The following is a 12,412-nucleotide window of genomic DNA, read 5'->3' as shown; positions in this document are numbered from 1 at the left end:
TGCAGAAGAGCACGAACAAAAGGAGTGTAAAAGATGTACCAACGTCCACTATTAGAAGATGTTACCCAGGATACAAGCACACGATTCGTTTCATTTACCGCAGGCAGTCATCGATTCGAGCTTGCTATTATGAAGGCAGAGTATTTCCAAGACCAATCTCTCGTCATCAACCTGCCTAAAAACAGGCAGGGGCTTTTGGATGAAGAGAACATCAACAGGGACGGATACCTGGAGCATTTATTCCAGCTGAGTGCGATGGAAGCCGAAGAGCTCAGAAACTATCTTCCATATCTCCTGTAGCATAAATCCGTTCCTTACGCTCACTCTAAGCCTAAGGAGGTCGAATAGGATGAATGACAAGAAAAAGAAAGATTATTCCGATTTTGCCAACGTGGAAGCCCAGCGGAACTATCTGGTCCCGGAACAGCTTCCGGAAGGAGCCTATGGATCCCCCCGGAATAAGCATGAGCCAGTTTCCAATGAGAAAAGTTCCCCATGGACAAATAAGCAGAGGTATTACAGTGCGTTTAATTACGAGTACAAGTCCCTTCATGAAGATCTGCCCCGTCAGGAGGATGGAGCCCATCCCCTGCACGACGAATCAAACGCTGATATTAAACCCTCCCAGGAAGATCATTAAAAAAACCGGCGTGTGTTTTGTAAACACGCCGGTTTTACTGTCGGATCCGCTTAAGAACAAAATAAGCACAGCCAAAATTGCAGTATTCATATAAGTAATCTTCCAAAGTGCTGATTTTCGTATCGAAGGTCGCCTTGGAATTCTGATCGTCGTAAAATCCCTTCAGACGGAGCTGACCATATCCCCAGTCCCCTACGATAAAATCATATTTATTCAATATGTCGCTGAAGCGGCCTTCCACTTCTTCCTGCTGAAAGCCCTCCTGGTGATTCTCCAGGATATCAAACGTTTTACCTGAAATTTCAATCACATCCATCACCTCTATCTACCCATTAGTGTATCACATTTTTCCAACAGGAAGGAAACGTCCTGAAAAAATGAACAGGTATGTTTCCAACAAAAGTGCCCACTATAAAAATACACCCATATGGCAAGGAGGATCTATGATGAAGCTTAAACAAATGGCTGCCACTCTTCTCCTCTGCGGTCTTCTAGCCGGATGCCAGGAGACGAAGGAAGAAGAAGCTCAACAGTTGATGGACGGTGATACGCTCAGCGGAAATGCTATGGACGGATACAATACCGAACCGAAAGACGGCCAGGTCGGCTATGTACGCTTCGAGAAAAACCAGCTGGACCAGGACGAGGAAAGAAACCGTCAGATTAAAGTGAACAGAGAACAAATGGCGGATATGATTTCCCGCATGATTTTACGATACGAGCAGTTTGATGACGTAGCCACAGCTGTAACGGACAACGAAGTGCTTGTTGCCTATAAGCGTGCGGATGACACCGATAGACAAACAGCCGCCGACATGGTTCAGAAAACCGCCTATTCCCTTGTCCCGAGTTTTTACCACGTTTATGTGTCCGATAATCCAGCTTCCTTTGGAGATGTCCAAAGTCTGAGCAACTCCACCGTCTATGATGAAGGATATAACAGTACCATCAGCAGTATCATTAAAAAAATGAAGCAGTCCCCTCAAGGAAAAGTGGATGAAACCAATCCAAATCAGCCGAATGTAGGGCCAAATACGAATACAGAAGCAGAGACCGGGATGGAAAATTAGCCTCCCGAATTTACCATTCATACCTGAAGATTCTTTGTTCATCCTAAGAGTATCAATTTGTTGTAGGTGAGAATATGAAAGGTACAGCACTCGTGACAGGAATCTTGATGGCCGTTCTCTCTTTTTCAACTGGAGCTGTCCATGCAGAACCAGATGAAAAAGAAAGCCAGGAGCGGATGGCCCTTTATAAAAAAACTTCAGCCGTTACCGATATCCCGTGGGAATATCTCGCGGCTGTCGACCAGTATGAACGTCAGGTACACGATGATCCTGATGAAGGCCGGGTTACAGCTATCGAATTTGATCCCATGTTCTGGTCAGGCTCCGCTGACGCTTTCCCTTCTGCCGTCTCCCCTGATGGATGGGGGTCAGACGGCAATGGAGATGAAAAAGCAGACATCCATAACGATGAGGACGTACTATGGTCGCTCGGCCGGTATATAAAATCGTTCGGAACCACAGAAGATGATATCAAGATTGCATTATTTCAATACTACAAGCGGGATTTAACCGTTCAGACGATTATGCATTCCGCCGAAGTATTCCGCACGTTCAAAACGGTGCATTTAACGAACCGTGATTTCCCTCTTCCTAAACAGTACAACTACAGTTACCGGAGTACATGGGGAGATGCGCGGGGATTTGGTGGACGGAGGATTCATGAAGGAACCGATATCTTTGCCGGCTACGGAGTTCCTGTCAAATCCACGACGTACGGCGTCGTCGAAATGAAGGGATGGAATACGTATGGAGGCTGGCGCATTGGAATCCGTGATATTTACAACATTTATCACTATTACGCCCACCTGCAGAACTTTTCCAAAGAGATTAAAGTCGGCGACGTCGTTCAGCCTGGCGATGTTATCGGAGCCGTTGGTGCTTCGGGTTACGGGCCGCCGGGCACGTCCGGTAAGTTTCCACCGCATCTGCACTACGGGATGTACCAGGATAATGGGAAGAATGAATGGTCCTTCGACCCCTATCCGTTCTTAAGACGATGGGAACGGATGGCAGAATAAAAAAAGCCCATCTTGTGGATGACCATGTTCCGTTTATCGGTGGATGCTTGCCGCGGGCACAGCCTCAGCTAACTTGGACAGGAAAACCATCTGTCCAAGTGGATCTTCGTCTCGTGCTTTTCCCGCAGGCGTCACCACCGAACACTCCACTTCATCTGATCAAATGATGAGCTGAAAAGAAGAACGCCCTTCATTCAATGGAAGGGCGTTCTTTTCAAATTAAAGAAATAACGAGTGCTGCCAAGAAAAACAAACTCAAACCAAGAGAGGCAATAGCATCAATTTTATGTCCTTCACTTTGTCGGAAAATTGCCCTACCCAACGGAATGACAATGAAAAAGGCAAAAAGAATTGGTGGAGATAAAACTATATCAGTGATAAATACTAAAAGTAAATAAATTAAACATAGTGTTGTGAACCCTATATGAATGGGCTTCATTATTCGCTCAATCTTATTCAATATGACCCCCCTACAAAAGTTATAATCAAATGCGATATTATTTTAAAAGAAGGCTCTGTTATAGCTTGGTGTTGTTATTTAACATGTGAGCTCCTATCCCCCCTTTCTGTCCTGGGATTTGTATGAGGCGGCCTTGGGAATGACTCCCTTTCCGTGGGGTACCGTGAGCCTCCTCAGGCTGCGCCTTCCGGGGTCTCACGATGTACCTTCATCCCACAGGAGTCTCGCCATTCCCAAGGCCGCCTCTGCAAAGCAGGGGAGTTAGAAAGGACATAACCGAAGTCCGTTACACCACTACGAAAGGGATGGCAGGGAAAACAGGTAGACTCCTGCGGGAAAAGGAACAAGGTGAGACCCCGGAGAACGAAGTTCGAGGAGGCTCATCGTTCCCCGCGGAAAGCGAACGGTTTTCCCTGCCATCCCATGCCCTGAGTAAATAACGGACAGGACCCCTAATTCCAGACGGAAACGATTTAGTACTCGTTTAAAATATCAACAACAGACTTTAACAGAGCTTAAAAGAAAAATCAGAAAAGCGCAAACATTAGTTAATAGGGAGCCAGGCAGCATAACGAAAAAAAACTTGGATACCTTTATCTGCGGAAAGGGAATGATCACACTTCTTGAAAGGGCAAGTGAAACGCTCGATCATGGCACAAACTAAAAGGCGCCGCAGATGCGGCGCCTTTGATTATTTAGCTTTTTTCACAGCGTTCGTAATGCTCGCTGCCAGACCTCCCCAGATGACAACCATTCCGATAACCATGGTAATTACTGCACCTGCTGTCATGTCAGCTTACCTCCTTTTTTTCCTCTTCGAAAGCTTTGGCGTTCCAGCGTTTAAACATCATCAACACTCCGACAATGAGGGCGAACGCTGCCACAAACCAGCCACCGAAAAGAATGAACCCATCTGCGTATCCTTCGTAGTTTCCTGTTTCTGTGTCGAACTCTTTCGCCAGGTTCGTTTTAAACAGGTCGAACATCATATATCCAAGTACGAGTGGTGTAATAAGTCCAAGGGACACTTTCCACCATGTTCCGAGACGGATATCGGATATTTCATTAGCGTGCGACTGAAAATCATTGAGCTTACGAAGGAACCAGGCAATGACTACGACTTCTACAAGCCCGACGAAAGCGACACCAAACTGGTTGATGAAATAGTCAGCAGCATCCAGGAAGAACAATCCGCCCTGCGTAGCAAACAACAGAGAGATAACGGCTGCTGTTCCGCCGCCGAAAGCGACTGCCTTCGTTCTGGAAATTCCAAATTTCTCGCTGATCCCGGCTACGTATGTCTCCGAAATGGAAATCAAGGAAGACAATCCGGCCAGCACGAGTGAAAGGAAGAACAAAAATCCGAACAATCCATTCAATGCTGGAAATTCATTAATGATCTGTGGGAAGACAACAAAGGCAAGTCCCACCCCGCCGCTAACGACTTCGTTTACAGGCACTCCACTCTGGGAAGCCATGAAGCCAAGGGCAGCGAATACTCCGATACCAGCAAGCAGTTCAAAACCTGAATTACTGAAACCGGCAATAAACGCGTTATTTGTAATATCCGATTTTTTCGGAAGGTAACTGGAATAAGTAATCATAATAGCAAAAGCAATAGAAAGACTGAAGAAAATCTGTCCATAGGCGGCGACCCATACCGAACTGTCCATAATCGCTGAGAAATTCGGTTCGAAGAAAGCCTGCAGCCCCTGTGCTGCTCCCGGAAGTGTAAGGGCTCGTATAACAATGATCATGAAAAGGACGACAAGTGTAGGAATGAAGATTTTGTTCGCAGTCTCAATTCCCTTTTTAACTCCCTTGAATAGAACTCCAAGTGTAATCGCCCACACAATAAGCAGAGGAATCAGTACACCGGGGACGAGGCTTCCGGTCTCGCCGGGATTCACAGATAACTGAAGGTAGTCACTGAACAAAAAGCCTTCGGTATCATCACCCCATGATAAATTGAACGAAAACACACTGTATGAAATGGCCCAGCCGATAATGACCGCATAATAAGTGGAAATAACAAACGCGACCAGCACACCCCACCAGCCGATCCACTCTGCTTTTCTGCTCATCCGGAAAAAGGACAACGGTGCAGATCCACGGTACTTATGACCGATGGTAAACTCCATGATCAATAGAGGAATACCTGCGGTTAGAAGAGCGAACAAGTAAGGAATAAAAAATGCTCCTCCTCCATTTTCATAAGCAACAGCTGGAAAACGCCAAATGTTCCCCAAACCAATGGCAGAACCTACGGCTGCCAGGATAAATCCGGCACGTGTACCCCATTGTGCGCGATTTTCCATGTGAAAGACCTCCCTGAGAGGAACGGTGATAAATGTCCCTCATTTTTTATTTTTCTGATTATTCTGTTTTAAATTATAACGGCAGCGCATAGGCTTGTCAAAATATTTTTAAAATTTTCAGAAAATACCAGATCAGGAAGTCTTAGGACTTAGGAATGAAATAGACAGAGGCATGCTTTCTCTGCCTTACAGCTTGTAAAGAGATAATAAATAAAGAGGAGGAACTCCTGTTTAACAGAAGTTCCCCCTCTTTTCAACTCATCATTTTTTCTATCTTTTTTCGGGATTCAGTTTGTGAATGACCAGAGCTGTGATGAGAACAATGATAAGGGACAGCAGCAGCGGCACCCAAACCTGTCCTGTAAGGCCCAGCACAACATAACCGACCGAGGCAGCCACAGCTGCAATGATGGCATATGGCAGCTGGGTCAATACGTGATCAATGTGGTTGGCTCCCGCTCCTGTGGACGAAAGGATCGTCGTATCGGAAATCGGTGAACAGTGATCACCGAACACAGAACCAGCGAGAACGGCTGAAAGGGCTGGAAGAAGGAATGCTGGATCGGTGACAGCAGCAATTTCTCCAGCGATCGGAAGCATAATTCCGAAAGTTCCCCAGGACGTTCCTGTAGATAAGGCCATAAAACCGGATAACAGAAAGATGATCAGCGGAAGATAGGCGATGTTCACATCCGCCTGACTGAACTGCTGGGCGAGATATTCCCCTGTCTGCAGGCGGCTGATAATGTCGCCGATCATCCAGGCAGCAATCAGAATGTAGATCGCCGGCAGCATCGCTTTAAACCCTTGTAGAAATACGTGCAGCAAACCGGATTTCGGTGACGGCTGCCCGACATATAAAAGCAGGGCTGTGACTACGGAAATGATCCCTCCGGCAAACAAGGAAATGTTTACGTTTGTGTTAGCAAAGATGGAAAGGATATCCGCGGTTCCTTCTGAACTTTGAATTCCTGTATAAACCATCATTCCTACTGTACCGATGATCAACGTTACAATCGGCCAGATTAAGTGGGAAATCTTCCCGTTGTCATGCTCCTTGAATTCATTGTTCAAGTCGCCGGGCACATCCCCTCTATCCGGGTTGTGAAGCTCGCCTGTATCCTTGGCTCTGTTTTCGTGCGTTTTCATCGGACCAATATCCAGACGCAGATAAATCGTCAAAAATACAAGAAGCAGTGCTGCAAATACATAGAAGTTTGCCGGGATCATAAGAACAAAAGCTTCAAAAGCCTGATAGTTCGAAATCTCATTGGCTGCAAGAATGCTTCCAATCGTTCCGATAATATAAGCTCCCCAGCTGGATATCGGTGATATGACCGTAATCGGCGCTGAAGTGGAGTCTATATAGTAGGCCAGTTTGGCTCTGGATACTTTATAGCGGTCTGTTACAGGACGTGCGACCTGTCCGACTGCAAGAGCATTAAAGTAGTCATCAATAAAAATGATGATACCTAGAATGGACGGAACGAGCTTGGCCCCTTTTCTCGTCCGGATCCTTTCAACAGCCCATTTACCGAAAGCGCGGCTGCCTCCGGAGGCCGTCATAAAGGCTGTGGCGACTCCGAGCAGAAATAAAAAGGACAAGAGATACAGATTCCCTGTGTTTAACGCCCCTTCGCTGACGAAAATACCGGCAAATATAGACCAGATCAAGCCCAGACCTGCTCCAATATCCATTTGTGTGAGCATGAATGCTCCGACGATAATCCCTATCCCAAGGGACAAGATGACGCGCCTTGTGACTAAGACAAGGATAAGCATAAGTATTGCTGGAACTAAAGAAAAGATGGTTCCTTCCATGTGTTTCCCCTCCGTATATCTTGATGTTACGGGAATGGAAGGCTACTGGTGGGTATAAAATGAGGAATAAAATAAAAAAACAATGACAGAAAATAATCCATCACTGTCTGCAGACAACTTGATTATCCTCCATTTCGATCAGTAGCGCCCCATGCACCCAAAAGCATGCATGACAGTGTATGCCTTCTTCAGGTATACACCAGCGTGTCAAAACTTGACGTGTTCAGCCACACTTCGGCAGGCCTTCCCTTTCACTAATGATCCCGGCTTGTCAAACTCCCATCAGCTACTCATGATGCCTGCGCCTCTACCTCACCGATCTGATAAGGTCACGCATATTCAGTTCTTTGGTATTGTATCAGTGACCGGCCATTATTGCAAGGGCTCCATAGGAAGGGAGAACGAAGGGTTCCCGCCGTCACCTCCGGACATGCCTCCGAAATATTCCGGTACTTCCCCGAGAATCGTAGCCTGGTCGATTGGAATATTGTTGGTGACGACCGTCGTTTCTGTGGAAAAAGGGATGACGATTCGAACATTTACCTCAAAGTGGATGGTCAATTCAAACAAGGCGGCATTGATTCCGTATTCCGTCATTTCAATATCTACTTCAGACTGAACATCTCCAATGACACGCAGCTGTACAGGCACCTTGGGTCCAAGGTTGGCAAGCAGACTGTTGTTGGTAGCCATCCCAATCGGAAGTTCAATGAGTGTTGCGGGCTGTTCCCCCTGCTCTTCCGGAGTCCGATCCGGGTCGAGGTCCGGTTCCAGTGTCGTATCTTCCATCGGCAGTTCACCAAGCTCCATCCGCTTCAGGAAATTTTGGACCCTGATGGTTGTATCCCGGAGAGCTCGGTTGACAAGCACAGAGTTCCATCCCATATAAACGACATTTCCCTGATCATCTTTTTCCATCTTAACCAAGTCATTAAATTGCAGGTCTTCTGCAATCTGTTTGCTTACAGCTTCATTAATGGCATCTCTTGCCAGCTGCTGGGCTTTTGTTTCAGCAATCTCGACCAGCGCCGGCGTCACCCCTCTGTTGATATACCAGAGACTCAGCACCGTGAAAAAGGCGAAAAACAACAGGCTGATGACAATCCGCCTGCCTATGGTGGATCGTTTAGTCACTCGGTTTTTAGGCATACAGGCACCCTCCCCCTCTATATATATGAGGAGCGCCCTTTCTCTAATCACCAAAGATAGTCCCTTTCGCAGAAATACAGGATATCTTTATACATCTCATACAGCACAAGAAGACAATAAAATAATCCCCCTGCCGCTTTCTTTCCCGGCAGGGGGATCATTTTATTTTTTCAGTTCTTTTTTCAGTAAATCCCTTAAGAGTTCCGGCATAAAATACTGCTTCGTTTCTGCATAAGCAATTTCCGGGAAGAAACGACCGAACGTAAATGTGTCTGCTGTAGCAAAGCTGTACGTCTGATCGTATTCCACAGGCTTGCCTTTGTACAGCACTTGAACGACACGCTCTTCTCCGTCCTCATCCTGCCGTCGTTCAATATCAACGCCGGCAAAAACCATTCTGCCTATAACTTCTCCTCTGAAACCGAACCCTTTCAGACGGATTTCCGTCAGCTTCTTCGTATGAGCCGCCCGGATGACTTCAAGAAGTTCATCTCCTCTTAACTCCACCCTGCATGGATTCATCGGATGCGGACAGATCCGGTGAACGTCCTCATACGTAATATCCCCGGCCGGCAGATGGTCCAGAAGAACGCCAGCATTCAACATGGCTATATCAGATGAAGTCCATGTGCGGAGCTGCTCCGTAAGTCTGGACATAAGCGGACTGTCCTGGAACCAGGCAATATGCATCGGCTCTTTCAAATAGGCTACAGGGGTTTCCAGACGGCGTACAGCCTCCCCGCGGATCCACCTTAAGTATTCGGTCACCTGATCGTCTTTTCTCATCTGCTCTGTAGGGACCGCATAAGCTTCTTTCCTGGTGATTTCACCGGCCTCGCAATCCCATTCCAACAGCACCTCCCCGAGATGGGTGCCGTGCTTCCCAGCGGCTGTCAACAGCGTACCTTCTACATGCTCGCCGTTTTGAAAAAGGTGATGCGTGTGGCCTCCGATAATGAGATCAATTCCATTGTACCTTCGTGCGATCTCTTCATCTTCATTGATCCCGAGGTGGGATAATAGAACGACGATGTCTGCTTTTTCCTTCACTTCCGGCAGCAGCTTATCCAGCCAGTCATATGGTGAATGGACGTCCCAGCCAAGTTTCTGATAAAAGGCTTGGAAAGGGGCCGTCAAACCAATGACGGCTACCTTCGTGCCTCGGCTGGAGTGGAGGATATGATACGGTTTGAGCCATTCCGGTGCAGGAGATTCCAAACACTCCAGGTTGGCACAGACCACGTGAAAGTCCGCTTCGTCATAGAGTTTATGAAGGTCCTCTTTGGCAAGTGTAATCCCTTCGTTATTTCCAAGGGTCGCTACGGAATAACCAGCCTGATTCAATAGGTCAACGTTTCCCTTGCCCATCAATCCTTCGGTTATAGGATGAAAACGGTCGACGTGATCGCCGTTATCCAACAGCCAGTAGTCTTCCCCTTTTTGATCATGGATTTTTTTCTTCTCTCGAAAATAGCCGACAATCTGGGGCCAATTCTCAAAGTGACTATGAAGATCACTTGTATAGTATACGTGCAGTTTTTCCTTCATCATCAGTCTCCTCACCCTAACCCTTGCCAGATTAAGCGTATCCCTATCATAATCAGCAGAATCCTTAAGAACCATTCCACTGCTTTCCCGTTCAGGTGACGGTTGATTTCAGCTCCAAGCATCCCTCCTGCATAGGCCCCTGGAATAAACCAGAGCGTGACGCCCCAGTCCACATGCCCCATTGCAACGTGGGTGGCTGAACTCGTGATGCTGGCAAAGAAAATCATAAACATCGATGTAGCCGTCGCGATATGCGGGGGAATATTCAACAGCAGAATCATCGCAGGCACCATCAAAGAACCGCCGCCGATGCCGAGCAGACCCGAGAGCATGCCAACAGCAAAAGACAAGGACAGCCCGAGCCATACAGGCATTTGATAAGTGTACGTTTGTCCATTTATTGTTCTCTCTCTTTTAATCCCGCTTGTGAACAACGGTGTGCCCGGTGGTCTCCTCGGAATAAAAAACAAGAGAGAAACGAGTATCATTACAATCCCAAAAAACAAAGAGAACCCGTCTGTTTTAAAAAATTGATTCAGCCAGGAACCGAAGATGCCTCCAGGAATACTTCCATATAAAAAGATAAAGCCGATTTTTTTATCCACCCGGTTATGCCGGATATACGAAATCGTCGACGACATACCGGTGAAAATCATAACGACCAGTGAAACTCCAACGATGGACTGGGGGCTCACCCAGTCAAAGGCTGGAAGATGATCGGCCAAAAAGAGGAGCACAGGCACTAAAATAACACCGCCGCCGAGGCCGGCGATGCTCCCCACTAAAGCCGTCACAACACCAATCAAAAACATTAAAAGAAACATAAGGGACCTTCCTCAACTCATTATAGATAATATTATAGTATCATGTTTTCTATTCATAAAACATCCTGCCCGCTTCTGCTTCTCCATTCTGTGTCTGCCCACAAAAAAAAGCCGCACAGAACGGGATCTGTGCGGCTTCTGTATTCGATTAACCGATGGAACCTTCCATTTCAAATTTGATCAGGCGGTTCATCTCAACGGCATATTCCATTGGAAGTTCTTTCGTGAATGGCTCGATGAAGCCCATCACGATCATTTCTGTTGCTTCCTCTTCAGAAACACCACGGCTCATCAAGTAGAACAGCTGCTCTTCAGAAACTTTGGAAACTTTCGCTTCGTGCTCAAGAGAGATGTTCTCGTTCATGATTTCGTTGTATGGAATCGTATCTGACGTAGATTCGTTATCCATAATGAGCGTATCACACTCAACGTTGGAACGAGCGCCTTCGGCTTTACGGCCGAACTGCACGATTCCGCGGTAGGTTACTTTACCACCATGCTTGGAGATGGATTTGGAAACGATGGTCGATGACGTATTCGGCGCCAGGTGGTGCATTTTCGCACCGGCATCCTGGTGCTGGCCTTTACCAGCAAGAGCGATGGACAACGTCATACCGCGGGCTCCTTCTCCTTTAAGAAGGACAGCTGGATATTTCATCGTCAACTTGGAACCGAGGTTACCGTCGACCCATTCCATCGTTGCATTGGACTCAGCAACCGCACGCTTCGTAACAAGGTTGTAGACGTTGTTGGCCCAGTTCTGGATCGTTGTATAACGGCAGTACGCATTATCCTTAACGAAAATTTCAACGACCGCACTGTGCAGGGAACTGGACGAATACGTTGGAGCTGTACAGCCTTCTACATAGTGGACAGAAGAACCTTCGTCAGCAATGATCAGCGTACGCTCGAACTGTCCCATGTTTTCAGAGTTGATACGGAAATAGGCTTGAAGCGGCGTTTCCACCTTCGTATTTTTCGGAACATAGATGAAGGAACCACCGGACCAGACCGCAGAGTTCAACGCTGAGAATTTGTTGTCGGATGGAGGAATGACTTTACCGAAATATTCTTTGAAAAGGTCCTCGTTTTCTTTAAGAGCTGAATCGGTATCCTTAAAGATTACACCCATATCTTCCAGGTCTTTCTCCATGTTGTGATAAACCACTTCGGATTCATACTGGGCAGATACACCGGCAAGGTATTTCTGCTCCGCTTCCGGAATTCCAAGACGGTCGAACGTATTCTTGATTTCTTCCGGAACTTCATCCCACGAACGCTCGGAACGTTCGGATGGTTTTACGTAATACGTAATATCATCAAAGTTCAGTTCCTGGAGGTCGCCACCCCACTGTGGCATCGGCATTTTATAAAACTGCTCAAGAGACTTCAGGCGGAAATCAAGCATCCACTTCGGCTCTTCTTTATAATTAGAAATTTGTTCAACGACTTCCTTCGTCAAACCTTTCTGTGTACGGAAAATGGATACGTCTTTTTCGTGGAAACCATATTGGTACTCTCCCACTTCTGGCGCTTTTTTGGCCATGGTACATACCTCCTTTT

General features: G+C 46.8%; 13 protein-coding genes and 1 riboswitch. Of the genes, 4 read left to right on the top strand and 9 right to left on the bottom strand.

Annotated elements, in window-relative coordinates:
* The first annotated feature begins 33 nt into the window (after window positions 1–33).
* Window positions 34–300 (top strand): DUF3055 domain-containing protein, encoded by a 267-nt coding sequence (locus ACXADP_RS06285; protein ID WP_474969297.1) that lies wholly within the window; start codon window positions 34–36, stop codon window positions 298–300.
* Between the two features lie 49 nt (window positions 301–349).
* A complete protein-coding gene (locus ACXADP_RS06280) occupies window positions 350–640 on the top strand; it encodes a cytosolic protein (RefSeq protein ID WP_474969298.1) in 291 nt (96 codons plus the stop codon).
* A 34-nt stretch (window positions 641–674) separates the two neighbouring features.
* Here the strand turns inward: ACXADP_RS06280 and ACXADP_RS06275 are convergent, their stop codons facing one another.
* A complete protein-coding gene (locus tag ACXADP_RS06275; RefSeq protein WP_027956430.1) occupies window positions 675–950 on the bottom strand; it encodes a YutD family protein in 276 nt (91 codons plus the stop codon).
* A 136-nt stretch (window positions 951–1,086) separates the two neighbouring features.
* Between ACXADP_RS06275 and ACXADP_RS06270 the strand changes: the two genes are divergently transcribed.
* A complete protein-coding gene (locus tag ACXADP_RS06270; protein WP_474969299.1) occupies window positions 1,087–1,710 on the top strand; it encodes a YhcN/YlaJ family sporulation lipoprotein in 624 nt (207 codons plus the stop codon).
* 74 nt (window positions 1,711–1,784) lie between these two features.
* On the top strand, window positions 1,785–2,729 hold the full coding sequence (locus ACXADP_RS06265) for a M23 family metallopeptidase (RefSeq protein ID WP_474971104.1): 945 nt from the start codon (window positions 1,785–1,787) through the stop codon (window positions 2,727–2,729).
* Between the two features lie 214 nt (window positions 2,730–2,943).
* On the opposite strand, the gene ACXADP_RS06260 is transcribed toward ACXADP_RS06265, so the two are convergent.
* The 8 genes from ACXADP_RS06260 to sufB form a co-directional block, all read right to left on the bottom strand.
* The gene (locus tag ACXADP_RS06260; RefSeq protein ID WP_474971103.1) at window positions 2,944–3,189 is read right to left on the bottom strand and encodes a hypothetical protein; all 246 of its coding nucleotides are present in this window, start codon (window positions 3,187–3,189) and stop codon (window positions 2,944–2,946) included.
* A gap of 691 nt (window positions 3,190–3,880) precedes the next feature.
* Window positions 3,881–3,979 carry a MetS family NSS transporter small subunit gene (locus ACXADP_RS06255; RefSeq protein WP_156896525.1) on the bottom strand — a complete coding sequence of 33 codons (99 nt, stop codon included), beginning with the start codon at window positions 3,977–3,979 and terminating at the stop codon, window positions 3,881–3,883.
* A 1-nt stretch (window position 3,980) separates the two neighbouring features.
* Window positions 3,981–5,507 (bottom strand): sodium-dependent transporter, encoded by a 1,527-nt coding sequence (locus tag ACXADP_RS06250; RefSeq protein WP_474969301.1) that lies wholly within the window; start codon window positions 5,505–5,507, stop codon window positions 3,981–3,983.
* 270 nt (window positions 5,508–5,777) lie between these two features.
* A complete protein-coding gene (locus ACXADP_RS06245; protein ID WP_474969302.1) occupies window positions 5,778–7,328 on the bottom strand; it encodes a Na+/H+ antiporter NhaC family protein in 1,551 nt (516 codons plus the stop codon).
* A 134-nt stretch (window positions 7,329–7,462) separates the two neighbouring features.
* A riboswitch (Lysine riboswitch) is annotated at window positions 7,463–7,646 on the bottom strand.
* Between the two features lie 54 nt (window positions 7,647–7,700).
* A complete protein-coding gene (yunB, locus tag ACXADP_RS06240) occupies window positions 7,701–8,477 on the bottom strand; it encodes a sporulation protein YunB (protein ID WP_474971102.1) in 777 nt (258 codons plus the stop codon).
* 162 nt (window positions 8,478–8,639) lie between these two features.
* Window positions 8,640–10,025 carry a bifunctional metallophosphatase/5'-nucleotidase gene (locus ACXADP_RS06235; RefSeq protein WP_474971101.1) on the bottom strand — a complete coding sequence of 462 codons (1,386 nt, stop codon included), beginning with the start codon at window positions 10,023–10,025 and terminating at the stop codon, window positions 8,640–8,642.
* Between the two features lie 11 nt (window positions 10,026–10,036).
* A complete protein-coding gene (locus ACXADP_RS06230) occupies window positions 10,037–10,849 on the bottom strand; it encodes a sulfite exporter TauE/SafE family protein (protein WP_474971100.1) in 813 nt (270 codons plus the stop codon).
* Between the two features lie 148 nt (window positions 10,850–10,997).
* Entirely contained in the window at window positions 10,998–12,395 is a 1,398-nt protein-coding gene (sufB, locus tag ACXADP_RS06225) for a Fe-S cluster assembly protein SufB (RefSeq protein ID WP_474969305.1), read from the bottom strand.
* Window positions 12,396–12,412: the final 17 nt, after the last annotated feature.

It is taken from the genome of Halobacillus sp. AWH4_228 (genome assembly GCF_056158365.1).
This window is presented reverse-complemented; position numbering and strand designations above follow the sequence as displayed.